The organism is Fulvitalea axinellae (assembly GCF_036492835.1).
Classification (GTDB): domain Bacteria; phylum Bacteroidota; class Bacteroidia; order Cytophagales; family Cyclobacteriaceae; genus Fulvitalea; species Fulvitalea axinellae.
In genome coordinates this window covers 43,893-70,114 of sequence record NZ_AP025317.1, presented here as the reverse complement: position 1 = coordinate 70,114, position 26,222 = coordinate 43,893, and the positions used below count along the sequence as shown (strand labels likewise).

Genomic DNA, 26,222 nt, shown 5'->3' with positions numbered 1-26,222 from the left:
CTTAACTTCAGGTCTTACAAATCCAGCAATATTTACTATACACTTTGACGTATAACATTCTCTAATTTCTCCTGAAAATCACCGGGCTTGTCTACATGCAAGCCTAAGACCTTATACTCTTTCCTAAAACCATAAATCCCCGTCAAAGTATTTTCTCTTTTCAAACGGATTATCACGTTATGGCTTTCGTTTTCACCAAGAGGAGACAACGTTCTGGTTAATTCATCCTTTTCTAATTCCTTTTTCGATAACTCCACCGTTTCAATATCCGAATACGAAATCCGAGTCTCGTTCATTATCCCATAACGTAATAAAAGAGCCCCGGTCCCGATAGATATTGGCCTTTTGGAGAGCGACCTGGCAAAACCCAATACTTGAATTGCGGTATATAAACTCAATGCCGTTAAAACCCAAGCCAAAGCCAAGCTCCATTTTGCAAGTAAAAAGTGAACGGCAATCGCCTCAACTCCTATAACCATAATAAAACCGCCGAGCAGGGCAGGGGTCCCACTGTCTTTGTGATAGGTAAATTCGTTACTCCCAATCTCTTTTCTCTTCCAATCAATAAAACCATAATATATTACGGCCACTTCCGTAGCGACAAGCAAGGCCACACTCTTGGCCGGGACAATTTCGGAGCAAACATTCTTTAGGGTATCATAAAAGTCAGGGGTGGCGCCCTTGAGTTTCTTATAGGTTATAATGGTTTTTCGGACCTTGATTATCACAAAAGTCAAAACCGAAATCTCGATCACCGGCAAGGCCCAACTTTTAAACAACTCCAGATACGTTTGGCTTTCTTTCGGTAAAAAATAAGATCCGATTAATAGCCCGAGCACCATCATCGGAACCACCGTTGTTTTCGGTATTCGGGTTTTACGAATCAACAGAAAATAAACCAGCGGAACAGTCAACAACAAGTCCGCCGTAACAGCCAAGCTCAGAGTGTCATTTCCTTCGATAAATGAGGACTTCATTAAAAATATCAGGACGGCCAACAGTCCCAGAGGAAGTCCAAAATTGATCAGGTTCCTGTTTAATGTTATCGTTCTGTTCATGGCTTTTGATTTACGTCGTAAACATGTATAAATTGATTGATCCGATACTAATATAATGGAAATCAATCTACTACAGTCTATTCGTAATTCAAGCGAAACGTAAGGTTTCCCATCATATGGGATGAAGGAGGAGTGTTAAATACTACAAATCCTTGTGGTCATAACTTACGGCTCTTTTTACAACCCAGTGTTTTCCTCTTCTTTCCCAAATTGTGATGAACTTTGCACTCTGCACTACTTTCTCATCATTCAAAAAAATGTGTTTGCCCGTTTGTACAGCGCCAAATTCACCGAGCCTATGTACACTGCAATCAATTAGTTTTCTAGTGACTGAAATAGGGCGCCCACACTTATCTTTGAATGAATCATATTCCTTTTTAACATCAGTATTGAGGCCGGTTCTGTCATCATAAAACTCGATTCCGCTTACTATAATTTTTTTGTATAATTCGAAATCGCATTTGTTAAACGCAACATCAAACAACAAACTATCCATCCTCAAGATCTCCTGCTCCAATGTAATATCATTTTGCTTTGGATTCGTATCTTGGCTATGGACTGATGTAGAGACGAAAATTAAAAATGTTAAAACTATCCACTTCATATTAAACACTAAAATCTTTCCTTCAATACCCTGGCAAAAATTTCCATGTTTGCGCCATATATTGTTCGTATTCCATCCCAAATTCATTCAGCAACATTTCCTCTTCTGTCTGAATTCGCTTCATATAGACTATAAACATCCCTATTCCAAGAATAGCGATTCCGGCATAACTTTGAAATATAAGTGCGTCGCCAAGCATCAAAACCCACGCCCCCGTGTAGCTTGGATGACGAAATTTGGAGTAAAGCCCCTTAGTTATCAGGTTTTGGCCTTTCTTGATTTGTAATGTGCTACTGAAAGCCTTATCAAGAATTTTGATTGCGATTATCCGGAAAATAATTCCGCCGATCAGTAGTGAAGCTCCCAAAAAAGGCAACCACCATATATCCAATTGCGGAAAATATGCCCATTCCGAAATCGTAAGGACATGCCCGACAACACTGCAAAGCGCAATAAGCAATATCGTACCCTTATCCGTTCGCCTGTCCCTGGAAGCCTCATCCATTTTCATTTGCGGCTGTGTAGTAAGAAGCAACACGATAACAACGGCCGAAAGAATTACTTGCGGGTAAAGGAGCAATGCCGGCTTGGCTGACAAAGGCAATATAAAAAGTATTAAGAGATGCGCTATGGTCGATAAAGCCACTTTCATTTTATTTCATCCAGTTTAACAGCGCAAGGCCCGCCGGCTATTATAAATTTCTCGACTATACGATTGACAATTTTGTCCATTTTTTCGGGTAAATCACCTATGGCAGCCTGCATCAGATAGTAAGGTTCGCCATTTGTAATAGGCGTAAACTCTACTTCCTGAAGTACGCGTTTGCAACGAAAAAACCGTTCATAATAAGCGCAATGAGATTTTACGGCTTCGAAAAAACAAAAATCAAATCCATAGAATCGACTAAAGGCCCATGAATAACAAATCAGGTATTTTATCAGATATTTATCTCCTTTCTGCTCATTACGGATTAATCTGCTTATCTCATTGAACTTCTTATCATCCGCTCTAACGGAACCTAAAAAGTCTTCCACTATATCAAAGTTCTTTCCCCCTACATAATCTTGAAGCGCCAACCCGTTTTCGGGCTCTTTGACTTGGGAAAGCGATTCGATGATTTTTCTGCTCGAATGGTCCAAACAGTACACCTCACGTCCTAAAGTGTCGTTGACCATTCTGGTACATGCGTGTAATTTCCCCTCACTAAATGCGCCCACATGGAATGAATCAAGGTCGTAAGCGTCAAACTCATGTTCCCTTCTCAACTTGGAGATATTGTTCTGAATAAAACCCGTAACGTCATTATTCGGGTTATTATAAAAACGTGTGCGTCCGTACTCAAGAAATTCTGATTCCGACTTTATAGGTTTGATTATCATCAGTTCGGGTTCCGGCTTGTTTAGCTATATATCACAGCCATTAGGGCTTAGTCTCACAAATTTTTCGCAATGTATTTCGACTATGAACTATTCCCTTTTATTGAAAAAAAGATATAACAATTCGGCCAAATTAATTTCTTCGGCGATACTTTGCCAATACAATTCCTGTGATTCCTTACTTCTCCATAATGGAAACTCAACGCACTTAACTACCCCGTTTTGCACGGACCCAGAAGGTCTCGGATGAAAACCCTCACTAATGATCATATATTATATAATTATAACGAAAGACGGTCGATTCCCTTGTCCTGTATCTGTTTTGTTAATACTTTTGGCACACTGCCAATTATTTTTGTTTATCAAAAATGACATTTTCAGTCAACTTTCTTTAACTCCAAAGAACCTAAAATCCTCAGGAAACTAGTTTATGGGGATAGGCAGAAATTTTTCAGGAGAGGATCAATATAATACCCCTGAATTTTCGGACCAGTGTCTTAGTTTAAAAATCACTAAATTATGGGCATGAAAACGAGAACGACACGCAGAAAATTCAGCGCCAAATTCAAGGCGGAAGTAGCGATCGAAGCACTGAAGGAAAGAGAAACCACCCAAGAACTCTGCAGACGGTACGATCTTCACGCCACCCAGATTTCACAATGGAAAAATGAGTTTCTGCAGCGCTCGTCCAGCGTTTTTGAGGGTGGCAAAGATAGAAAAGAACACGAGAAAACGGAGAAGGCGACAGACCAACTGTACAGTAAAATAGGAAAGCTTGAGATGGAAAACGACTTCCTAAAAAAAAGCTTAAAGAAGTTGGGGCGTCTATAGATTTGCGTCTCCTTGTCGACCCCGGGGATAAGCTGAGCATTCGCCGTCAGTGCGACTGTCTGGAGCTTTACCGTTCGTCATACTACTACAGCCCAAAGGGGGAAAACGCGGAAAACTTGGAGTTGATGCGCCTTATGGACCGGCACATGATCGACGAACCCACGGCGGGAGTTTTGCGCATGAGATCAGCCTTGCGTGACCAAGGATTCAACCCTTCCTATGAAAGGGTTAGGCGCTTGATGCGCAAAGCGAATCTCTACCCTATTTACCCGAAAAAGAATCTGAGCAAGCCCGGAGAGGCAAAATACGTTTACCCGTATCTGCTTAAGGAAAAGAAAGTTGTCAGGAAAAACCAGGTCTGGTCGATAGACATCACTTATATAGCCATGGCTAGCGGTTTCATGTATATGACGGCGATTATCGACGTCTACAGCAGGTACATAGTGGGTTGGGGTTTGAGCAATACGCTTGAGGCCGCGGCGTCTTTAAAAGTGGTGCGTGAGGCCGTTGAGATTCACGGTAAACCGGAAATACTCAACAGTGACCAAGGTTCCCAGTTCACTTGCGGGGAATACGTGAACTATCTCAAGAAAGAGGGAATAAACATCAGTATGGACGCCAAAGGCCGAGCCTTGGACAACATTTACATCGAACGCTTTTGGAGAACGCTAAAAAGGGACCATATTTACCTGAATCCGGCCGACAACGGTTTAAAGTTGTATTTGGGGATAGAGAAATGGTTGCGACGCTACCACAACAGGGATCACCAAGGAATCGAGAACCTGAAGCCGGAAAATGTTTTTAGCGGAGCGTCAAAAGCGAAAGCCACCGCGTATGCCCATGCAAATATTGATAAGTCCAAGAAAAAACAGAATGTGAAAGGACTTATCAACATTCACACGGGCTCGACGATAGCGACAACCGTTTAAAATTTACTTAAAAACTGACCTTTCGCTCGCCTTTCCTATTGCAATTTTGGAAATTATATGATAAGTGACCGATTTTTGAAAAATGAAAAGGAGAGACGGATTTGAATTATACACGGATTATCTTATTGCCAGTCGAGGGCAAGCCACCTCAACAGGGCTCTCAGCATCTTTGGACAATCAGATTCCCCATGATTATTTCAGCGACCTCCTCAAGCAACCGGACATGGACCAAAAGGCTTTTTGGAAAGAGGTGAAGTCTTTCGCCAGGAGTATTGAGGGCGAAGAGGCGGTTTTGAGTATCGACGATTGCATTGTCCACAAGCCTCATTCCTCGGAAAACGACATCGTAGCTTATCATTTCGACCATACTGTAGGCAAAGCGGTCAAAGGGATCAACTCCCTTAACTTTCTTCTGAGCAATACCGTGGAAGGACAAACGGTTAACTGTCCGGTCGCTTATGAGATCGTCCACAAGACGGTGAAATACATAGACAAGAACGGGAAGGAAAAGCGTAAAAGCGAGAAAACGAAAAATGAGATGGTACTGGAAGTTTTACACCGTCTAAACTTTCTGAACAAACTGGTTTTCAGGTACATTCTTTTCGATACGTGGTTCACCGCCAGCGATACGCTGAAGTATATTCATTACAAGCTCAAGAAGGTTTTCGTTTGCCCGCTGAAGAGCAACAGGAATATAGCAATGAGCGAAAAGGACAAAAACGAGGGCAAATTCATTCACGTTTCGGATGCGCCTATTGAAAGCGGTCAAGTGAAGCGGGTGTGGGTCAAGGGAGTTGATTTTCCTGTCACGCTCGCCAAACAAGTCTTTACAAACAGGGACCGGTCGACCGCGGAACAATGGCTGGTTACCAACGGGGAGAACATGGCTTTCGAGGATATCGTAGCGATCTACCAAAAACGGTGGAAAGTCGAGGAGTTCCATAAGTCGCTCAAGCAAAACACGATGTTAGGCAAGTCTCCCACAAAGATGGAGATTACCCAATTGAACCACATCTTCGCTTCCATGATCGCCTACATAAAACTGGAAAAACTGAAGGTTAAGGAGAAGCTGAATCACTTTGCGATAAAATCAAAATTGTATTTGAAGATGATAAAGGCTGCCATGGAAGAACTTGACGCCTTGCGGTCGGCCTGAAATATATTCATTAAGAATCGCTCTCCCAAATGCAGGGAGAGCGAAAGTTCAGTTAAAAATCGACTTTACTGGTCCTAAGAATCGAGGGTACTATACAATTTTAACTAAACAATAAGTAGAATGAATCGAATGGGTAAGAACTTTTTAGTATTGGGATTTATTGTATTCAGTTTTTTTAGTTGCCAATCTGATGAAGAAACGGTAGAACCCGATGATGTCAGCATTGCTCAATTTGTTGAAGAGCTGAGAGTAAATGCCGTAGATAATGAATTAGGGACGGTAACACGCTTGACCATCCAAAGGAACAACGACAACCAGCATATCCTATACATTAAGTATAAGGAGAAGTTAAAGAAGGAAACAGCGGATAAGCTAATAGCTAAAATACGAATCCATGAAAAAAGCTTAGCCCGCATTGACATCAAAACCGTTTCTTTAATGGATGATTGCGCCAATGACTATGATTATAAAATAAGCTCACAATTAGATGAGAAAATGACGGAACCCGCTGACGGCATTAGCTTTGCCCAATTTATTGAGGATCTAAAACTAGATACCGACAATAATAAATTGTATGGTGTCGAGCGCTTTACTATCCAAAGAAAGGATAGGGATGAGCATACCTTATATGTTTGGTATAACGAGAAAGTGGAAAAGGAAACAGCGGATAAAATAATAAATGGCCTTTTAAATCATAAGGAAAGCTTAACGCGCATAGGTATTACAAAAGCTTCCTTAAGGGAAACTCGTGGCTATGAGCATGATTATGATATGACACACTGATCGGAATAGTATTACGATTTTGCTTTAATTAAGTATATAATCACAAGAAAGGAGGGAAAGCCCTCCTTTTTTATTTTCTCAAAACCAACTACGAGAAAGACGGCGAAAAAGAACAACGAACCTGGATTCAAAACGAATTCCCTTTCCAATTTGTCATCGGATTTTCTAATCGTCTTAATTAGGAAACTCATGAATTCTAGAATAGAGATATACATTGCCATTCTCATCAGCCGATTTCATGATTAATTTCCCTTCCATAAAGGAAACTCGATACACTTGATTATCAACATCCCGATCATAGTTAATCAAGGTCAGCGTTGGGCTATGGCCATGCATATGCCAAAAACCTTCAAGGACGTTTTGATCCGGTAGCCTTAGCCTATAAAGCATATCTTGTCTAATAAAAATATACTGCTTTCGCTCCTTATCATAGTCCAAAAGTTCATTGTCGTCGGAATCCTTTACCTGATCCAAAGCCCAAAGTCCTTTGACCAAATCCGCTGGAGCGGGGGGCATTTCCTGGGTCGGGGTTAAGGTTACCAATACCTGCATTCCATATTCTTCACGGGTCCACTGCATGGTATCACCTTGAAATTTGACTTTGAAAGGGGCAAAGCCTTCCCTTATACTCCCCAAATCATTATGAGGAGTAAGTTCTTTCGTCTTCTCATCGTAAGTCCATAAACCCACCACATTTTGCGTCCAGCCGTTTCCTTCCGTACGGGTGCCGTCTTCGTTAAGTTTAATCCATTTGGAAACAGGGGTCTTCAGTTTGTTTCCTACCGTCACTTCGGTTACATGCCACAACCCAACTACGGGTTGGGCTTGTGTCATACAGGCAACTATCATAAAAAGCCCAAAAAAGGTGATTATATTTTTCATTTTCAGATACTAAGGTTGAGAAAGACATACCCTGCCTTTTTTCATAATGATGAATAAGTATTTTAGATCTAATGTGCGATTCAATAACAAGCTAACCGCTTCGTCGCACCGAATTTATAGACCCGCAAATCACTCCACCTTTTTACTTATTAGCTTAAAACCCTCTTGCCTCGGCGTACCAATCCCCCTCATAATCATTTTATTGCCTTCGAAACTTACCTTCCACTCACTGTCATCGTCTTTCGTATTGCTGTCCAAGAATAAAACCTTCTTCTTCGAATCAAATTCCCATTCCCCGTCATTGTAGCCATGCGGATCGCCACCGCTTTCGAATGACCCGTTCCTATTGAATTTTATCCACCTGTTGTTTTTCGGATTGTGTTTCTCGGTCACGTCATTATCGCCATCATAGACTTTAACCATTGTCCATTTGCCTACAAGCCGCCTTTTCAAATCCTTTTTTCCAGAGAACGAGAATAATCCCGCCATCAGAAGCACCAGAGGTAGAATTCTTAATTGTCTCATAATTATCGCGTTAAAATGTTAGTGATTTTTCTAGCCAATTCCATTTCGTTAATCCGTTCGCCCGAATTGCACAGAAAGGCAAAGACATGTTCCCCTCTGTTGATGTTCACCAGCATAGATTTGTAGCCTTCCGTATTACCACCGTGGATGATGTAGGGCTTTTCTATCCCCAAATCGCCCATCTCATATTTCCCTTTTCCATCAAATATCACCCAACCGTAGCCATATGAGATCCGTGGTGAAATATCCGACAAATGATTACTCAACATACGTTCACGAGATTTCGCCGAAAGGAAATCGCTGTCATACATGGCCGCACCCCACTTGTATAAATCGATAGAGCTGGAATAAATATTCGTGCCCAGACTCTCGTCCAAAAAATGATTCCTAATCCATTTGTCATTTTTGTCCTGCTTATACCCTTCCGCCACTCGCTGATATATATTTTCGCTAGAGTTTGAACAGAATGTACCCTCAAGGCCCAAGGGCCTGCTTATCTTATTTTCAAGCAATGAGGCGAAAGGTTGATGATATGCGCGCTCAAGAACATAGGCCAAAATAAAATAGCTCAAACTGCTATAATAAACGCCTTCGCCCGGAGCGCTTTTCGGTTTTATTCGGCTGATATAGTCAATGAATTCCTTCTTGGAAAAATGCTGCCTCTTGAACATTTTAAAGTTATCCCTGCTCAGCGCTGAATCAGCCTCATAATGCGATAGGCCCGAAGTATGAGTAAGCAAATGGTGCAGTGTTATCTCTGGATGAAAACTCCCTCCATATATATCGGAATCGATAAGGTTCACCAACCTGTCGTCCAAGGATAGTTTTCCCTCTTCCGTCGCTTTCAGTACTAGCGCGGCGATAAACGATTTGTCTATGGAACAGATCTTGGATCGGGTATCCAACCGAAAAGGGACATCCCATACCCTGTTGGCGACACCTATCGCTTTCTGGTATAATATCCCATCCTTGTTGCCTACCACAAGGCTTCCGTTAAAGTGGCTTTTGATATTCTCAGACAGCATTAGGCTGTCCAACTTCTGGGTAGTATTCTTTCTTTGCCCCGGTTCCTTCGAACAGGAAAACATGGCCGGAAAAAGTACCAATAAGAAAAAGTAACGGTAATTCATCTCGCTGTTTTTATTTCAAATAACGAGAATCAAACACCTCTACGGGCTATAATAGACCGATTTGGGGCGAATTTCGCCTATAAGGGACGAACGAAAAGGGGTAGGGGTTAATGCAATGAGTACGACTGAAAGTAAGGCTGGAAATCTTTCAGATATTTGCTCGAAACGGGTACCTCGAACTGATCGATAAAAAGTGTATTCGAGTTTGCACCGGCCATATTCGTAACCTGAACATTCGAAGGATTGACCAGATAGCTCCTGTGGCACCTTCTCACATACGGCGATTGTCCATAGCGCCGTTCGATATTCTTCAGCGTATTTCTGAACAGCTGCTTCTTTACGCCCTCACCGTTTCGGTAATATAGTTCGATATAATTATCCGCAGATTTTAAAAAAAGAAAATACTCGGGCTTTAACGCAATGGATTGCTTACCGTTCTCAGAACCGAACTCAAGATTCGTTGCGGAATTTATCGCAGGGCTTAAAGTAGTATCGATTGCGTTTTGGCGGCGAATCATTCCGATCAAATAACCGATCAGTATCGGTATGAAGACAATCAAAGGATACTCATAAAGAAACATCACATAACTCGACCAATACAGCTCCGTCCAATTATAAAAATAATTAAAAAACAAAAAGGTGAGGTTAAGCCCTGCAAAAGTAGCCAATCCGTTTAACACCAAAGGCTTCCACCTTCGGTCAACTTTCAGATAAGAAGCGATATGAAACTGAAAGACATAAAAAACGAACGAAGTGCCTACAGCCTGGATGAGGGCCCTTGAGAAGATGCCATGCCCCGAAAAGGCCTCTACCGCATCCACATGGTATGCCCTATAAACGAAAAGCGACACAAAAAGGAACAGGCCCGTCAATAGGCTTATGGACCATTTTTCCAGATTAGATTGAACGTGTTTTGTTAGTGCTTTCAATGTTCTATAGCGTGTGAGCCTGCTCATAACGGTGGTGATAAAATGGCGTCGCAAACGCAGTAGGTTATACGTTTTTCCTATTCGATTTCTTTTCTGATTTTATCGCCCCAATAGTATGCATAATTATCAGCGAAATTTTCACATTTATTATTCGAAGATTTGCTCCAAAATCGTTTAGAATAAGATTCTACTTTATGGCCTATTTCGTGAAGTAACAAGCCTTCAAGATAATATCGTTTCAAACCCTCATTAATCCACTTAAGCTTCCATTCACCTTGTTCGTGAATTAATTCTGGCTTAAACTCCGAATACCATTTTAAGATCTTATTTGATGGCTTTTTCAAGCCAAATTTTATTTTCAAATCAATTGGAAAAGGATATAAAACAATCAGGTTCACACCGCTACCGCAGATAAAACAACCTTGAATACCCTTATTTTTTTGAAACTCATTTTTGGAGATTCTTCTCAACCAAATATGAGTAAGGCTCCTTATATGATCTTTCGGTAATTTACTTATAAATTCTTTTATTTCTTCTACAGTTACAGGGAAGAAGAAATCTCTTGAGGGATTATCTAAGATATAAATTGGAGAGCTCTCGCCCTCTTCTGGGGCTTCAAAAGAATGTAGTCGATTGAAGATATTATCGGTAAGTTTAGGCCTCATTCGCCCGCCTTTTACATCGCCAAATTTCCTGCTCTTTTTCCAAGCAGTTTCCTTCCGACTTTGTTTCATATCAATCTTTGTTACGCAAAAAGATGGCGCTGTAACCACAGTAGATTATGCGTTTTACCTATTCGATTTACTTTTCGATAATTTTTTCACGTAAGAACCGCACAACTAACATTGGTACTAAAATACAGGCAATTCCGATTATTGATCTCATTCCGGTGTTCAAGATCTCATTTGTCTCATCACCAAAACCCAGAATTGAACTTAACGTTTTTCCAATAATGGTTATCACGAATGATTTCGTATAGCCGTCCGAATAGCAAAAAAACAGCCGCTTTTTCCGATTTTGCTTTTTCTCGAAAACCAGCAAAATGAAGATGGAAAAAGGAGCTAACGCCAAATGTAGAGCTTTAACCGGTTTGAACCAAGACGAGTGGATCACTTTGCTCCCAGTCTTTTCTAAATTGGTGGAACAGCGCTTAAGATGGTACACCTTAAAAGGGAAGAAAAGGAAGAGACCCTGTTACAAAGAATATGAAAATTCGAGTTTACCGGGCAGTGACAGGAAGCTCAACTTCGCCCTGATGTATTCAAAGGAAAACCCGAACCAGACATTTTATGCACAAATGTTCGGCTTGTCACAGGCAAAAGTCAGCGAATGGTTTTCTTTTCTTCTTCCATTGCTTGAAACAAGTCTCAATCGGTTGGGAATGGCACCAATGACAGGCGGGAGATTCGAATATCGAGATCAGGGAGAAGAGTATTTACTCGCCGATGTCACTGAGTGCGAGGTTCCAAGAAAAGTAAACAATGCGGCGCAGAAAGAAGAGTACAGCGGGAAATCAAAGAGGCATACCGCCAAATATCTTGTGTTTTCCGCCCCAAACCGCAAGATTCTGTACGTAAGCCCGCTCTACCCGGGTTCCGTTCATGACAAAACGATCTGGGATGAAACCGAAATACAGGTTGACGGGCCGAATATCCTGGTAGATCTTGGCTTTTTGGGAGCGGACAAGGAGAATGAAAATGTGATTATTCCGCACAAAAAGCCAAAAGGAAAGGAATTGACCGAATTGCAGAAACAGGTCAACAAGGGAATCAGCTCGGTTAGGGTCGGAGCGGAACACGCAATAGGCGGGATTAAGCGTTTGAAGATAATCCGGAATAAGATCCGGCTAAAATATAACGACGTAAGAGAGAGGGTAATGATGGTGCCGTAGGACTTCATAATTTGAGATGCGAATTCAGAACGTAATTCGTGATAACCTTTAATTAATACAATCCCGATTAATAGGAAAAAGATCCTATGGAACATTCTTTTCATTGCGATCTGTGTTGATATTATTTTCAAGGCTGGTGCCAAAGCTTGGCCTTTGAGAACGAAAACACTACTTTTCAAGCTCCCTTTCGATCTCTTCCACCGTAGGCAAACTGCTCTTAAGTTCCTCGGGCAATTGCTCCGTAAGATTAAACTCACTAACCCCTATGGGCTGGGACATGCCCCTTAACGAGAACTCCACTTCCAGATTATTCTTGTCACGGCACAGCAGGATCCCGATCGAAGGGTTGTCGCTCTCCGTTTTCAACAGATCGTCCACGGCCGACAGGTAAAAATTAAGCTTCCCTGCATATTCGGGAATAAACTTGGTGTTTTTCAGTTCGATAACCACATAACACTTCAACGTGACGTGGTAAAAAAGCAAATCGAGATAATAATCCTGGTCGGCGATATTCAGACGGTACTGCTTGCCCATAAAAGCGAAGCCTTTGCCCAGTTCCAGTAGAAACTTGGAAATATGATTGACCAATTGGTCTTCGATATCTTTCTCTTTGAATGTCTCCGAAAGGCTTAAGAAATCGAAAACGTAAGGGTCCTTGATCGTCTGTCTGGCTAAATCCGATTGCGGAGCCGGAAGCGTATTCTCAAAATTAGTCACCGACTGCCCCCGACGCCCGTACAAGTCCGTTTTTACCTGCAACAGCATCGTATCCCTGCTCCAGCCGTTCTTAGCGGTTTCGACAAGATAAAAAATCCGCTCATCCAAGTCCTTAACCTTGCTGAGCAGGCTGATATGGTGGTACCACGGAATTTGTGCAAGCGATACTTGCACAAATTCTTTCGTATCCGGTGCAAGAGGCGCTTGCACAAAAGGGAAATCGGGATACGCCACCGCAAAAGCCCGCATATACTTCAGATTTCGGACAGAGAAACCGGAAATTCCCGGAAAATTATCCTTGATATGCGTCGCCAACTGATCGATAACCTGACCGCCCCAACCCAATCGGTTCTGGACATCCAGAATCGACGAGCCTATTTCGAAATAAAGCCCCAAAAGGTCCTGATTAACTTTCAAAGCTGTTCGCTGGCGGGCCTGCTCGATCTTCAGCTGAATATCGGCAAACCAATGCCGGGTCGTGTCTTCTCGGACTTCGCTCATACTATTGGCTTCAATCTTATACCGCCCCGTCCATTTCCTTTATCCTGTCTAATTTCCCGACGGAACCGAAAGCCACAAATTAAGAATTTAGAGATTAATAAATCGTAATTCGGTATAGATTAAAAAAATGGGGTAGGGGTAGGGGTCGGTCTGTTCCTTTGCCTCCAATGCGTTCCAAAAAACTAATCTCTGGCCTTTATTTTTCTTCCATCACCGCAATCCTTTTGGACGGAAGAAAAATCTATAACCGTATTTTAAGTGCAAAATGCCAGTGGTTTCGGAATAGCACATTTTTAATGCTGATAAATAAGTCAGGGTGCAATTGCGATTATATAAATCCCGTTTAAAGTTATTGATTTTTTCTAGTCTTCACCTTTTAACGCGGTTTAGGTTTTGTCGTTTGCGCCCCCATTAATCAAAAGCTTTTTTAGCATCTCAAAAGTAGACGCCTGTTTTTTATGAGTAATCAAGTAGTAATCTCTAACAGGGTAATTATCTGGTTGCCAGATAAGTTGGAGCGATTTGTCGGAAATAAATTCTTTCGCATTTTCCAGTAGTGTCACGCCTATTCCTTCCACTTTGGTCAGTTCCTGAAGCATAAAATATTCATTTGGAATAACATAGTTGGTAAAAACTTTAGGCCGCCTTTTGTTAAAACAGTGAAGCCAAAATAGTTTGATGTAAGGGGAGGTTGACATATGCGAGAACCAAACCTGCTTTTCAAGCCATCGCTGGATTTTTTTCAAGTCATTCGCATCCATATAGTCATTCAGTTTTCGGGTATCCAAATTTGGATGGCCGACAATGACCAAAGGTGAACTGCATATTTTATGAGATAGTGTGTCGAAAGTTTGAATGTCTTCACGTATAATTGCGGCGTCAAGCTCCTGTTGGTTTACCAGATCGAATAACTTCTGATTGCCCTGTTCAAAATGGACGGTCAGATGCTTTATGGAAGCCAGATCTTTGTTTGACAGGAAACTTTTGTACAGGTGTTCGCTGATGCCGAGGGAATACATTTTCTCTTCCTTGTTGACCGATTTACGATACCTGGATTCCACATTTTCAAGAATGTCTAACGACTCTATAATAAGGTTATTGAGGAATTTGGCATTTTCGGTAGGCACTACTCCTTTCGATTTCCGGGTAAACAGCTTATGCCCTACAGCGGCCTCGAGCATACTCATTTGGTTACTGACTGTGGGCTGAGTCATAAATAACTCTTCGGCGGCTTTCGAATAATTTTGATGCTTATACACCGCCTTAAAGGTTCTGTACCATTCTAAACTAACCATTGATATAAATTTATTTATAACAAGGGTAAATATAACTAATTTCATTTTATATCACTAGCTTCTTACTTTTGGTTCATCATCATTAAAGTATTTGAAAATGAAAAGAATAGCATTAGTAACAGGAGCGAATAAGGGTTTAGGCTTTGAAACAGCTCGTCAATTGGGTGCGAAAGGAATAACAGTACTTATGGCATCTAGAAGCCAGGAAAAAGGCAAGGCCGCTGTTGAAAAACTTAAAGCGGAAGGCCTGGATGTTGAACAGGTACAATTGGAAGCGACAAACCAAGCCGACATACAGGCACTGAAAGCGTATATCGATTCCAACTATGGCAAATTGGATATCTTGGTCAACAATGCCGGTATCATGCACAAAGACGAGCCCTTGGGTACGAATACGGCGGAAAGTATTTCGAATGAGACGATGGATTTGACTTTTGACGTGAACTTCTTCAGCGTTGTTCATCTTACGCAAGCTTTGCTTCCTCTGTTGAAAAAAAGTGAAGCGGGTAGAATTGTCAACCTGTCCAGCATATTGGGGTCTAACACCGTCCAAAGTGACGCTACCTCACCTTACTACACGGTAAAGCCTTTTGCCTATGACGCGTCAAAAGCGGCCCTGAATTCATTCACTGTTCATCTGGCGGCTTCGCTTCAAGATACCAATGTCAAAGTAAATTCCGCTCATCCCGGTTGGGTAAAAACCGACTTAGGTACCGAAGGGGCCCCTATGGAAGTGGTGGACGGGGCTAAAACATCAGTTAGCCTATCCCTGTCAGAGGAAACCGGTTTCAGTGGGAAATTCATCCATTTGGGAGAAGAGGTCGCTTGGTAAAAACTTCAGATGACTTTCCAGTCTTTGAGATAGACTGGGGAGTCATCTTATGAAATACAACGTTTCGGCTAAACAACATAGGAACGGTTTGGCTGTTTAGACCTACGCATTATAAGCTTTTTTATTCTTCATATAGTCAAAACAGCAGGGCTTGTTCATAAAGGTCTATCTATTAAAATATTGGTGAATAGAATTTATATCTGCTACGATCTCCTCTCGCATTTCATTCATATTTTCACCAGCGTTCCTTTGGATCAAAATATTCATTACAGCAGTCAAAATACATGAAACACTTTGCTGTATACCAGAGACAAGGCTCCTTAACCCGTCCTCTCCGAAGTTCGTATCCCTCATATTATTGTTTGCCTCTACGGACCAGTGTCCCCTTACGGCGTTAGGCAAGTTGTATTGATCAATAAGACCGGTATTTATATTGCTGACGTAGTATGATGTCTCGCTTGATGTTTTTCCTGTTTTAACGACTTTACGGGTACGGTCTACCCGTATGAAGCAGCTCATCCCCGTATTCGACCAGCGACGCTCCAAGCATCCCGTTTCCACCGGGTAGGTCCGGTATATTCTTGTTTCGATCCTGCCATGGCCCTTTTCGACGGTCTTTTTATAATCCAAACATTCTGATCTCCGCTCCATGTCTCGAAGGTCTTCACGGAGTATTTTCTGGTTCCCTTTTATTTGTGAAAGGTAGACGCCCCGTTTTCCATGGATTCCCTCCAGTAACCCGGAATTATTGTGAAGGGCATCCATCGTATAAGCCGTTCCCGAAAGACCGGATTGAGTTTCAAAATATTCGTCGACAATACCCCGCTCGGAGTCTTTGGTACCCGAATAGTAGCCTACAACCTTGCTGGTTTTATCTTCTTGCGCGGTAACCAGAACCACGCTTTCCCCGCGTTTGTCCCCTGAGGATTTGTCGATACTCCCCCGGAGTTCTTTACCGTCAATCGAAAACCATTGAAGAGCTTGCGGATCTATAGTTTCGTTTGCGTTAAAAGTGGTTTCAGCAACCGCCTTAAGTCCCTGTATATCTGTATCCTTCAGGATTCTTCGGAGTTGAACACGGCTCACACAACACTTACTTTTACCACCTGTGAAATCCCGCCAATAATCGTGATCCCTTTTCATTGAGCGGTGAATCTGTGAGAAATTGAGTTTTCCTCCGCTCCTGAATACGGCAAGCATAAAGCACAGTACGACAAAAGCCAGTTCGTGCTTCTTCCCCTTGGCGTTCCTGTGGTCTACAAGGCTTAGTTGTAACTGGAGGTAGTATTGATTAATTTCGTTTTTTTGGGAGCTTATCCATCAACCGCAAGTTTGTTTGTGGTAATTCAAAATTGCAATTCATGGTGGTAAGCTCCTATTTTCTCAGACGCTTTATGAACAGGCCCTGGTCAAAACAGGAATTTTAATTTTTCTTAACTCATCGTCCAGGTAAACGTAGCAACTTCAGGTTAGAATTAATATATGCTTTTGGACTCACTCCTGTTTTCTTTTTAAAGAGTTTACTAAAGCTTTGACGTTGTTCGAACCCTAAATCATAAGCAATTTCACTTATCGAATCGGATGAATTCAATAATAAATTTTTTGCTTTTTCAATAAGGTAGTAATGAATATGATCAATAGCACTTTTACCTGTTTCCTGTTTTAATAAGTCCCCAAGATAATTCGGGGATAAGTGTAACTGTTCGGCACAATACTTAACTGATGGCAGCCCATTCACTTTTGTCTGATTTGACTCAAAATAATTGGTTAGTATTTTTTCAAACTGAGATACAATTCCCTTGCTATGATGACTACGTGTTATAAATTGTCTGCCATAGTAACGATTACAGTAATTAAGTAGAACTTCAAGATTGGAAACTATTAAATCATGACTATAAGAATCCAGCTTATCGCTAAATTCCTCTTGAATTGTTTGAAGAACTGACTGCAAGGTGTTTTTTTCTTTATCGGATAAATGCAGAGCCTCGTTCATATTGTATGAAAAAAAAGTATAGTCCTTCATTTTATTATTCAATGGACTGGAACGAATTAATTCTGGATGAAAATACAGTCCCCAACCTTCCATAAAGGCATTTTTTTCAATATCAGTCACAATGCTCAATTGTTCAGGAGCCATACATAAAAGAGAAGCTTCGGAAAAATCATAATCTTTTCGTCCATAGATAACTCCCGCTCCTTTAACTTTTTTTAGGGTAATAGAATAAAAATTGAAAATTTTTCGTGTACCACTTTTAATAGTATTTAAGTCTATTTTTGAGAAATCAATCAATGTAATCAGTGGATGTGTAGGTTTTTCAGGGTAGCCGAAAAAATCATGAAGTTTATTTGTAGAATCTATTTTCACTGTCTCACTCATACGTATTTTCGAATTTATAAATCCATGTTTCCTCTTTAATGTTTTAAGCGCACTCAAAATAAGAAGCATTAAGCACCCTTATTCCGCTTAAGTTACCCACTATTTGGAAAAGTATATTCTTAATAGCTTCACAGCCTTAATTTTCATATTAAGGCTGTGAGTTTCTTAGATTACGGTGACTTTTTCTATCCTACAAAATTTGGTTGTCCGTTTGAGGCCATTACACCTCCATCAACAGGTAAAATTGCTCCATTAATAAAACTGGCATCATCGCTCATTAGAAATGCGATTGGGACGGCAATTTCTTCTGGTCTCGCAGCTCTACCTAATGGCAAACGATTTTTAATCTTTGCCATCATTTCTTCGCTTCCTGTTACAAATTTAGCCATATCTGTATCTGTCAAACTAGGAGCTACAGCATTAATGCGTACACCTTGCGCTCCTAATTCAAGAGCTAAGGAATGTGTGAAATTAGTTACCGCTCCCTTAGAAGCACAGTATGGACTAAAGTTCCAATCGCCACGCACACCAGACACTGAAGATACATTAACAATTGATCCTCCTACTTTTTTCAAATGCTTAATAGACATATTTATGGTATTAAACACACCTTCCACGTTGATGGCCATTACCTGTTTCCAAGTTTCAATCGTTACATCACCAATAGGACCACCCGCAACTATTGCCGCATTATTGACAAGCCCATCTAAACGACCAAACTTAGCCATGTGAGCATCAATTAGTTTTTGAACATCATCACGATTGGTAACATCTCCTTGCACTGCAAGTGTTTTATCAGGTTTAGATATATCCGCCACCACCTCTTCAAGTTTAGGTTCCCTACGCCCAAAGATGGTTACATTCCAACCATCCTGTACTAATCTTTTGGCTGTGGCCGCTCCCATTCCTGTACCACCACCTGTAATGATTGCTGATTTCTCAAATTCTGTCATAACTTTCCTTTGTTTTGTTTTTTTATCAAACAAAATTATATCCGGTGATATTATTTGATGAAGTCATTTTACAGGAATGTGAAGTCATTTTACAGAACATCACTTAAAGGGGAATGTTTTTTTAATAAACCGTAGCTCTACAGTCGTGTTGCTAATGTCTCGGAGGTGGGGCGTATCGTACTGAAAGATACTTTTACCCAACGAGTTAGACAAAGGACAGATAAGCCGAAACCGACGACTGGGATCGAAACCATCTCCAATACTGTATTGGAACGACTGGGATTAGAAAGAAGCGGAAACCGCAAATGCCATTAAAAAAACTTTATCCGACAAGGTGTCGAACCAAAAATGGCATATTCGTGGAGCCGGACACGGAAAGGCGGTTGGTCAAAACAGTGTTTCTCGCAATCAGGTAAGCCACAAAAAAATGGACCATGCCCGTTAGGAACTGGGGCATGATCCTTAACCAGTTTTTGGTTATACTCAAAGACAGAATCAAAATATAGGCGAGACAAAGCCTAATTCCGGCATTCTGAGTTTACACACTTTTTGTGACAGTGACTCCTATCTCCCCCAATGCTTTTTTATTTCTTGCTCGGATAAACCTAAGAAACGAGCAGCGTTATGGTAAAAAATATCTGCTTTTTGCTCAGCAGAAAGGAAAGGTAAGTTATCAATTGCAGGAAATGCTTCGTCGAATGTAGCAGGGTTTTCCATTTGATCGGTTCCATACATTATGCGTTTACCGAAACCGTTGTCCATAAGGTCTTTAATATAAGGCTCGAAATCTTCGTAATGATTAAGTGCCGATATATCAACATATAGGTTCGGAAAGTTGGATAACAAGGTCTTTATCTCTTCTAAATGAGGGTGACCTGCATGACTAACGTAAATTTTCAAGTCTGGATGTGCGCGAAGTACCTCATTAAATTGTGCTGGATTTGCATGACCATTATGTAGGTTATCCATTAAGTGATAGCTTACCGGAATGTTCAACTCTTCTGCCAGATCAAAATAAGGTTTTACCTCTGTGTCGTTGGCGTATACTCCCTGATAATAAAATCCTACTTCACCTAGTAATTTTAGTTTTCCTTCTTGGTAAGCTTGTCTACATTGTTCTACAGAAGGTCTTTCTGTGGTTAGTACCATTGTGCCTGGTATAATTCGTTTAGGGTCTATTGCCGACCATTCAGATGCTCTAAAATCTACTCCACTTACTACCGCTTTTACAATATTATATTTCTCAAACATTTTGTATGTCTGTAACCTGTGCTCTTCAAAGCTTAATGAAGATCCGGGAGGGGTAGGACCGTCTAATACTTCTGATATAGCTCCCATAATTTCACCGGTATGCACGTGCATATCTATGACCGGACCAGAATAAGCTTCGTTTGTAGGCGCCACATCATTTGCCTTTTCACTTGTTGAGCATGATACAACAAGTATTACACATAGTAATACGCCAGATACAATACTAACTAACTTCATATATAATTTATTTTAAATGTTTATATATGCAAAGCTATAGTGCATTGGCGTGCCAAGGGTTGTCCAATCTTGCTAAGTCTTATGAAGACTGGTGCTTAGGTGATGATTTTTGCAATACTTTTATTCAATTGGCATACAAATATCGACCTTGGTTTTCCCTCCGGGAAAATCAGGTTTGTTGTAATAAATGTCAAAAGGACTTTGATCAGAGCGGGTATATCCATGATCGTCTAGCCAAATAAAAAGTCCAACCCAGGCTTTTTCAAAGTCATAGAGTTGTATATTCAGGGAACCAACAACACATTTACATTCTTTGACGGTTTTGATGCTAATACCTGGTTCCGTATGTACCATTTTATCTATTATAATACCTCGATCTGATCGCACTTTTTTTACTTCTGTAATTCGCAGGTTATTATGATAAACAGCCATGAGTTTAGGAGATTTTCCAATCGCCTTATTTTCTTTCCCCCACCTCATTAGCTCTTTAAAAACAACTCGAGGGTTTTTAATACCAATTGTAGATTTATAAGCAAAATTCAGTTGGGGAACCGTTTTTACTTCTATATCCGCATTTTTTTGAATCCAGTTTCGTAGTTTATCTACAGCAATATGATATTCTTCATAGTTCAAATCCGTTTGTACCAACTTACTTTCAAGTTGTTGGATTGGTCTAAACTTTTTAGAGTTTTGCTTTTTAAACTCAGTAGGGCTTACTCTATAGAATTTTTTAAAGGCTTTGGAAAAAGAAGCTTTGTCACTAAAACCATATTTGAAAGCTAATTCGATTATGCTTCGATCGGTGTGAAGTAATCTTGGTACAGATTTTTCTATTCTACGCCGGAGAATATAATGGTTTAAGGTTTCACCGGTTAAGTATTTAAATATTCGGTGAAAATGATACGGGGAGAAGAAGGCTATTTCGGAAATTGTTTTTAGCGATAAATCACCATCAAGGTTGTTATCAATATATTCAAATACTAAATCAAGTCTGATTTTATAATCATCATGTGTTTGATCCTTCATAATCCGCCTTTTCCTTATCACCATTAAAGGTGTAAATTTTTATTCTCCGAAATTGCAGGTAACGAACCGAATAAAAGTAGTTAACTGTCCCCCGTGAGACAGGTAATTTACTTTTATATAATATTACCAGCTTTTCTATTTTTTCAATAAACTAAAGGATCCAAGTCTATATTCATCCTGATTCGTTTTTTTACATCTTTCCAGAAAATCCTCATATTCCTCATCTAAATTTTCTTCCAGAAGGAACCCGAGACTCACGCCACTTTCCAATTCTAGATTAACACTTAGTCCGATATTGGTTACTTTTTGATAGTCAACATGTTTGCTATTCAATTGAGAAATTATATCCGACAATTTTAACTTTTCGGTATTCTCAAGAAACCATTTTTTCAGCTCCAAAGAATTACCTCCATCGAGCTCATTAATATAATCCGAAAAAATTAAAAATAATTCATCATTGTTGAAGTGAAGTTCAATATTTCCATACGTCCAGATATCATCTTTAAACACTTCAGGACATTCTTCAAATCCATCAGGATCAGGGAAGTTATTTATTATCCACTCCTTTGTCTTTCCAAGCTTTAAAAACTGACCTTTCGCTCGCCTTTCCTATTGCAATTTTGGAAATTATATGATAAGTGACCGATTTTTGAAAAATGAAAAGGAGAGACGGATTTGAATTATACACGGATTATCTTATTGCCAGTCGAGGGCAAGCCACCTCAACAGGGCTCTCAGCATCTTTGGACAATCAGATTCCCCATGATTATTTCAGCGACCTCCTCAAGCAACCGGACATGGACCAAAAGGCTTTTTGGAAAGAGGTGAAGTCTTTCGCCAGGAGTATTGAGGGCGAAGAGGCGGTTTTGAGTATCGACGATTGCATTGTCCACAAGCCTCATTCCTCGGAAAACGACATCGTAGCTTATCATTTCGACCATACTGTAGGCAAAGCGGTCAAAGGGATCAACTCCCTTAACTTTCTTCTGAGCAATACCGTGGAAGGACAAACGGTTAACTGTCCGGTCGCTTATGAGATCGTCCACAAGACGGTGAAATACATAGACAAGAACGGGAAGGAAAAGCGTAAAAGCGAGAAAACGAAAAATGAGATGGTACTGGAAGTTTTACACCGTCTAAACTTTCTGAACAAACTGGTTTTCAGGTACATTCTTTTCGATACGTGGTTCACCGCCAGCGATACGCTGAAGTATATTCATTACAAGCTCAAGAAGGTTTTCGTTTGCCCGCTGAAGAGCAACAGGAATATAGCAATGAGCGAAAAGGACAAAAACGAGGGCAAATTCATTCACGTTTCGGATGCGCCTATTGAAAGCGGTCAAGTGAAGCGGGTGTGGGTCAAGGGAGTTGATTTTCCTGTCACGCTCGCCAAACAAGTCTTTACAAACAGGGACCGGTCGACCGCGGAACAATGGCTGGTTACCAACGGGGAGAACATGGCTTTCGAGGATATCGTAGCGATCTACCAAAAACGGTGGAAAGTCGAGGAGTTCCATAAGTCGCTCAAGCAAAACACGATGTTAGGCAAGTCTCCCACAAAGATGGAGATTACCCAATTGAACCACATCTTCGCTTCCATGATCGCCTACATAAAACTGGAAAAACTGAAGGTTAAGGAGAAGCTGAATCACTTTGCGATAAAATCAAAATTGTATTTGAAGATGATAAAGGCTGCCATGGAAGAACTTGACGCCTTGCGGTCGGCCTGAAATATATTCATTAAGAATCGCTCTCCCAAATGCAGGGAGAGCGAAAGTTCAGTTAAAAAGTCAAATTTTCCGGTTGTGAAGAATTCTTCAAAGTCAATATTTACTTTTTCTTTCAGTTTCATTTAAGAATTGCTGGTAATAGTATAAACCTGAGTAGTGGCTGATGAGAGAGGGGGCTTCTATTTATATTCTTGTTAGACCCATTTTTCTTTTAATATTCTCGTCTTTTACTCCACTCAAATTTATCCGAATTTTTAGTGTTCCAGTCAGCTAAATCTTTAAGCATAGTGTCGATGTTATTTTTGTCGAGCCATTTCCCATTTACAAAAACGCCCGAAATTTTAGTCGTATTGGCAATATCCTCCAAAGGGTTTTTATCTAGTAAAATAAGATCCGCAAATTTACCCGCTTCGATAGTCCCCACTTTGTCATCAATTTCAAGCCAAGTCGCCGGTAACCGGGTTGCCGAAACAAGAGCTTCTTCGGGGGTCAAACCTGCCCCAACCAATAGCTGTAATTCATCATGCAAAGAAAATCCCCAAATTATTCCAGACGTCCCGGCATCTGTTCCCGCAACCATAGGAACTCCCGCTTCTTTGAATGCTTTGACCAATTTAATATGAAAATCATGTTGCTTTTGAAAAGTGGGTATCAAAGCGTCCCTATCTTCATAGTTGTTTGAGGTTAACCATTTGCTTTGAAACATCGGGTGTACATATTTCAAGCCTGGTGAGTTTCTGATACTATCCAAAGAGCGCGCTTGGTTTATTATCCATACCATATTGGATAGGTTAGGGGTTAGCCAAGTATTATTCTTTTTCGCCATTTGGGCAAACTTTTGCGCTTGCCGATAGCTATAGTCGCTTGTCTGTTTCGACAATTCTTCAGCATGGGCTATCATTCCAAAATTGGCCACAAATGCTTTTTCCACTTCACCTTCAAATGCAATCGGTATATGACCGACTACTTTCATATCCAATTTTTTGGCTTCGTCTATTACCGCATTAAAGGTTTCCTGATTTAACCATGTATAGACTTTTAGGAATTTATAGCCTTTCCCTTTAGCTATCCTGACCGTCTGTCTCCCGTCCGAAGGATTCTTAACCGAACCTATACTTCCGTCATTATCTATAAAGGCTGTTAGCGCCATTCTTGGACCTATGACTTCGCCTTTTTCTATCTGGTTTCTTTGGGCAATCAGTCCAATTCTTTCGCTTAATTCAAATATTGTCGTCACCTCATTCGCAACATAAGGGGTCATAAGATTTTGAGTATTAAATGGAAACGTAGCTCCTTGGGTAGGGTAATTTTCACTAAAACTACCGTCTGACAGGCCATGGACATGCATATCAATTAATCCGGGAATTAACCATTTGCCAGCCCCGTCAATCGTTATTGAATTATCCGGAATAGAATCGTTTATTGACAGTATTTTATTATCCTCAATTACAACTGTCGCATTTTCAATGACTTTGGTGTTTTCAGTCATCGGGATAATATTTACATTTTTCACAACATAAATCTCACTCCCCTTATCGTCATTTTCTACTTTAGAAATAGTTGGCTTATTCTCTTTACAGCCAAAAAACACTGTAATGAAAATCAGTAATGTGAGTAAAAAGTTCTTTTTCAAAATCTTATTGTTTATCGGTTGGGTTTAATTGTGTTTAACATTTTGGCTAAACTGCCTCTTAGTGCAACTTAGATGTTGTTTTAAAATTGGTATCAAAACTAATTTCTCCCTCCATCAAATTCAGGCTGGAGCTCTCTTTTACAATGCTAATAAATTCAATCTATCTTCCGCTTCGCCTTTGTAACTCGTACTGATATATTCAATATCTACTTCCATCTGCTTTTTATTCGTTTGGCTATTACAGCTCAAAGCAGGAATGATTGTTAGTGTTATTCCTATGTTCTTCTATTATTTCATCATTCGAACGATACCATCCCAACCTTAAAGAATCAAATTCATCTTTTCCTTCATGCCTATATACTCCTATTGTGCTAAGAGTTTCATTTATCGAATCTTCTACCAGAACTGCCCCTGACGGAATTCTGGGATTTTCAATTCCGTCAAATGAGATTAAGGGACCTATTACTCTTACTCCGTTATACCAAGCTTCTGATATTTGGACCCCTGATCCTCCAAAATAATCGGTTTCAATGTATGCGCACTTCCCCTTAAACGATAATTCCTTTAGAGTTTTACGCGTCTCTTTTGTCAATTCGTCATAAGGCTCAAGTACAGAATCTGAGTAATTAGCCCCATATCTATTATTAAATGGAATCAAATGATAATCACCAACCAAAATCACATTTGGAAGTTCGCCATCATATTTAAAATTTGTTATAATTCCATTTATAGTATGTGCCATGAGGGGAAGTGTGGGTGGTGCTCCGTGGGCTTAAAGCTCACGGCTGTCTACTTGATTCTCTATAGATCTTAAATTCCTACTAATATTATTTCGATGATGGGTAACATGATAATTGGTGAAATACAACATTTCTCTAACTGTTAAAGAACCTAATAAAGGGTGGGGCAACAAAAGTTCATCCAATTCCTCTTCAGTATATTGTTGAAGAGCTTCAGTAATTTTTTCAATTAGTTCATGTAACTGTCGAAGCAAACCTTCTTTTTTATCCCAGCTTATTTTCTCAGGAATAAATTCCCCAAAAGCAACACCTCCTTCAGCAATTTTGTCTTTATAGCGACTCACTAAGATTTCATAGTCACTCGAAATTCCATTACCTTTTCCAAACTTAGTTGCTATAAATTCTTTGTTCGAGAGTACGTTTGATAATGGTTTAATGCTTTTAACAATATGATCAAGATCTTGTCCAGCGTTCCACTTTTCCTTTCTACTAATTTCGAAATCTTTTCTGGAAAGAGAGCCTAAGTACTCTCCGAACTCTTGGTGTCTTTGTACTAAATTTTTGATTATCGATTTCTTGTCCATATTGATAATATTGTAAATAATAACTTTCTAATCAACGTAAAACCGATTGAGCCCCAGACTTTATCTTGATTAAAAAGTGTTATGTTCAACTATAACTCTTCCCCAAAATAAATATATTTCCAGCCAGTTAAAACGGAGTCACGGAATATTCATAAACGCTTCCGGTTCCGGGAAGCAGTGTAGGCCAAAATGCGTACTTTACAGCCCCTAATGTGCGTTTTGAACCTTGGTTCTGGGCTTACGGTCGTCTA

General features: G+C 40.3%; 27 protein-coding genes. 7 read left to right on the top strand and 20 right to left on the bottom strand.

The features are described 5' to 3' along the window. Window positions 1-35 precede the first annotated feature (35 nt). The 4 genes from AABK39_RS22515 to AABK39_RS22500 all read right to left on the bottom strand — a co-directional run bounded on the left by AABK39_RS22515 (window position 36) and on the right by AABK39_RS22500 (window position 3,042). Complete coding sequence (locus AABK39_RS22515; RefSeq protein ID WP_338395468.1) at window positions 36-1,058, bottom strand: hypothetical protein; 1,023 nt, start codon at window positions 1,056-1,058, stop codon at window positions 36-38. Between the two features lie 142 nt (window positions 1,059-1,200). Further along, a complete protein-coding gene (locus AABK39_RS22510) occupies window positions 1,201-1,662 on the bottom strand; it encodes a nuclear transport factor 2 family protein (RefSeq protein WP_338395467.1) in 462 nt (153 codons plus the stop codon). Window positions 1,663-1,684: 22 nt separating this feature from the next. Then, window positions 1,685-2,314, bottom strand: a complete 630-nt coding sequence (locus tag AABK39_RS22505) for a methyltransferase family protein (protein ID WP_338395466.1) — start codon at window positions 2,312-2,314, stop codon at window positions 1,685-1,687. Further along, window positions 2,311-3,042 carry an N-acyl amino acid synthase FeeM domain-containing protein gene (locus AABK39_RS22500; RefSeq protein ID WP_338395465.1) on the bottom strand — a complete coding sequence of 244 codons (732 nt, stop codon included), beginning with the start codon at window positions 3,040-3,042 and terminating at the stop codon, window positions 2,311-2,313. The genes AABK39_RS22505 and AABK39_RS22500 overlap by 4 nt, the downstream gene beginning before the upstream one ends. A 522-nt stretch (window positions 3,043-3,564) precedes the next feature. On the opposite strand from AABK39_RS22500, the gene AABK39_RS22495 reads away from it, so the two are divergent. The 4 genes from AABK39_RS22495 (at window position 3,565) to AABK39_RS22480 (ending at window position 6,738) form a co-directional block, all read left to right on the top strand. After that, a complete protein-coding gene (locus AABK39_RS22495; protein ID WP_338392371.1) occupies window positions 3,565-3,870 on the top strand; it encodes a transposase in 306 nt (101 codons plus the stop codon). 2 nt (window positions 3,871-3,872) lie between these two features. Beyond that, the gene (locus AABK39_RS22490; protein WP_338392370.1) at window positions 3,873-4,799 is read left to right on the top strand and encodes an IS3 family transposase; all 927 of its coding nucleotides are present in this window, start codon (window positions 3,873-3,875) and stop codon (window positions 4,797-4,799) included. Window positions 4,800-4,881: 82 nt separating this feature from the next. Beyond that, window positions 4,882-5,955, top strand: a complete 1,074-nt coding sequence (locus AABK39_RS22485) for an IS701 family transposase (protein WP_338392425.1) — start codon at window positions 4,882-4,884, stop codon at window positions 5,953-5,955. A gap of 120 nt (window positions 5,956-6,075) precedes the next feature. Next, complete coding sequence (locus tag AABK39_RS22480) at window positions 6,076-6,738, top strand: hypothetical protein (RefSeq protein ID WP_338395464.1); 663 nt, start codon at window positions 6,076-6,078, stop codon at window positions 6,736-6,738. A gap of 174 nt (window positions 6,739-6,912) precedes the next feature. Here the strand turns inward: AABK39_RS22480 and AABK39_RS22475 are convergent, their stop codons facing one another. The 5 genes from AABK39_RS22475 to AABK39_RS22455 form a co-directional block, all read right to left on the bottom strand. Next, window positions 6,913-7,620, bottom strand: coding sequence for a hypothetical protein (locus tag AABK39_RS22475; RefSeq protein ID WP_338395463.1), 708 nt, complete (start codon window positions 7,618-7,620; stop codon window positions 6,913-6,915). Between the two features lie 129 nt (window positions 7,621-7,749). Further along, complete coding sequence (locus AABK39_RS22470; RefSeq protein ID WP_338395462.1) at window positions 7,750-8,145, bottom strand: hypothetical protein; 396 nt, start codon at window positions 8,143-8,145, stop codon at window positions 7,750-7,752. A 2-nt stretch (window positions 8,146-8,147) separates the two neighbouring features. Then, window positions 8,148-9,275, bottom strand: coding sequence for a serine hydrolase domain-containing protein (locus AABK39_RS22465; RefSeq protein ID WP_338395461.1), 1,128 nt, complete (start codon window positions 9,273-9,275; stop codon window positions 8,148-8,150). A gap of 107 nt (window positions 9,276-9,382) precedes the next feature. Further along, window positions 9,383-10,231 (bottom strand): LytTR family DNA-binding domain-containing protein, encoded by an 849-nt coding sequence (locus AABK39_RS22460; protein ID WP_338395460.1) that lies wholly within the window; start codon window positions 10,229-10,231, stop codon window positions 9,383-9,385. Window positions 10,232-10,281: 50 nt separating this feature from the next. Further along, window positions 10,282-10,938, bottom strand: coding sequence for a hypothetical protein (locus AABK39_RS22455; protein ID WP_338395459.1), 657 nt, complete (start codon window positions 10,936-10,938; stop codon window positions 10,282-10,284). Between the two features lie 308 nt (window positions 10,939-11,246). On the opposite strand from AABK39_RS22455, the gene AABK39_RS22450 reads away from it, so the two are divergent. Continuing rightward, the gene (locus tag AABK39_RS22450; RefSeq protein ID WP_338395458.1) at window positions 11,247-12,095 is read left to right on the top strand and encodes a transposase family protein; all 849 of its coding nucleotides are present in this window, start codon (window positions 11,247-11,249) and stop codon (window positions 12,093-12,095) included. 168 nt (window positions 12,096-12,263) lie between these two features. Here the strand turns inward: AABK39_RS22450 and AABK39_RS22445 are convergent, their stop codons facing one another. Together AABK39_RS22445 and AABK39_RS22440 are read right to left on the bottom strand one after the other, a co-directional pair. Then, window positions 12,264-13,313, bottom strand: coding sequence for a PDDEXK nuclease domain-containing protein (locus AABK39_RS22445; protein WP_338395457.1), 1,050 nt, complete (start codon window positions 13,311-13,313; stop codon window positions 12,264-12,266). Window positions 13,314-13,699: 386 nt separating this feature from the next. After that, window positions 13,700-14,608 (bottom strand): LysR family transcriptional regulator, encoded by a 909-nt coding sequence (locus AABK39_RS22440; protein ID WP_338395456.1) that lies wholly within the window; start codon window positions 14,606-14,608, stop codon window positions 13,700-13,702. Window positions 14,609-14,705: 97 nt separating this feature from the next. On the opposite strand from AABK39_RS22440, the gene AABK39_RS22435 reads away from it, so the two are divergent. After that, a complete protein-coding gene (locus tag AABK39_RS22435) occupies window positions 14,706-15,440 on the top strand; it encodes an SDR family oxidoreductase (RefSeq protein WP_338395455.1) in 735 nt (244 codons plus the stop codon). A gap of 165 nt (window positions 15,441-15,605) precedes the next feature. Here AABK39_RS22435 and AABK39_RS22430 read toward each other — a convergent pair whose 3' ends face one another. From AABK39_RS22430 to AABK39_RS22405, 6 genes are all read right to left on the bottom strand, one after another. After that, entirely contained in the window at window positions 15,606-16,640 is a 1,035-nt protein-coding gene (locus AABK39_RS22430) for an ISAs1 family transposase (protein ID WP_338391371.1), read from the bottom strand. 238 nt (window positions 16,641-16,878) lie between these two features. Then, window positions 16,879-17,817 carry a helix-turn-helix domain-containing protein gene (locus tag AABK39_RS22425; protein WP_338395454.1) on the bottom strand — a complete coding sequence of 313 codons (939 nt, stop codon included), beginning with the start codon at window positions 17,815-17,817 and terminating at the stop codon, window positions 16,879-16,881. Between the two features lie 185 nt (window positions 17,818-18,002). Beyond that, on the bottom strand, window positions 18,003-18,770 hold the full coding sequence (gene budC, locus AABK39_RS22420) for a meso-2,3-butanediol dehydrogenase (protein WP_338395453.1): 768 nt from the start codon (window positions 18,768-18,770) through the stop codon (window positions 18,003-18,005). 564 nt (window positions 18,771-19,334) lie between these two features. Next, a complete protein-coding gene (locus tag AABK39_RS22415) occupies window positions 19,335-20,258 on the bottom strand; it encodes an amidohydrolase family protein (RefSeq protein ID WP_338395452.1) in 924 nt (307 codons plus the stop codon). 120 nt (window positions 20,259-20,378) lie between these two features. Then, the gene (locus AABK39_RS22410) at window positions 20,379-21,284 is read right to left on the bottom strand and encodes an AraC family transcriptional regulator (RefSeq protein WP_338395451.1); all 906 of its coding nucleotides are present in this window, start codon (window positions 21,282-21,284) and stop codon (window positions 20,379-20,381) included. A 135-nt stretch (window positions 21,285-21,419) separates the two neighbouring features. Beyond that, window positions 21,420-21,794, bottom strand: a complete 375-nt coding sequence (locus AABK39_RS22405) for a hypothetical protein (RefSeq protein ID WP_338395450.1) — start codon at window positions 21,792-21,794, stop codon at window positions 21,420-21,422. 146 nt (window positions 21,795-21,940) lie between these two features. Here AABK39_RS22405 and AABK39_RS22400 point away from each other — a divergent pair, with 146 nt between their 5' ends. Continuing rightward, complete coding sequence (locus tag AABK39_RS22400) at window positions 21,941-23,014, top strand: IS701 family transposase (RefSeq protein ID WP_338392425.1); 1,074 nt, start codon at window positions 21,941-21,943, stop codon at window positions 23,012-23,014. A gap of 211 nt (window positions 23,015-23,225) precedes the next feature. Here AABK39_RS22400 and AABK39_RS22395 read toward each other — a convergent pair whose 3' ends face one another. From AABK39_RS22395 to AABK39_RS22385, 3 genes are all read right to left on the bottom strand, one after another. Next, window positions 23,226-24,647 carry an amidohydrolase family protein gene (locus tag AABK39_RS22395; protein ID WP_338395449.1) on the bottom strand — a complete coding sequence of 474 codons (1,422 nt, stop codon included), beginning with the start codon at window positions 24,645-24,647 and terminating at the stop codon, window positions 23,226-23,228. Between the two features lie 238 nt (window positions 24,648-24,885). Further along, on the bottom strand, window positions 24,886-25,389 hold the full coding sequence (locus AABK39_RS22390) for a hypothetical protein (RefSeq protein ID WP_338395448.1): 504 nt from the start codon (window positions 25,387-25,389) through the stop codon (window positions 24,886-24,888). Between the two features lie 30 nt (window positions 25,390-25,419). After that, entirely contained in the window at window positions 25,420-25,971 is a 552-nt protein-coding gene (locus AABK39_RS22385) for a DinB family protein (RefSeq protein ID WP_338395447.1), read from the bottom strand. Window positions 25,972-26,222 lie beyond the last annotated feature (251 nt).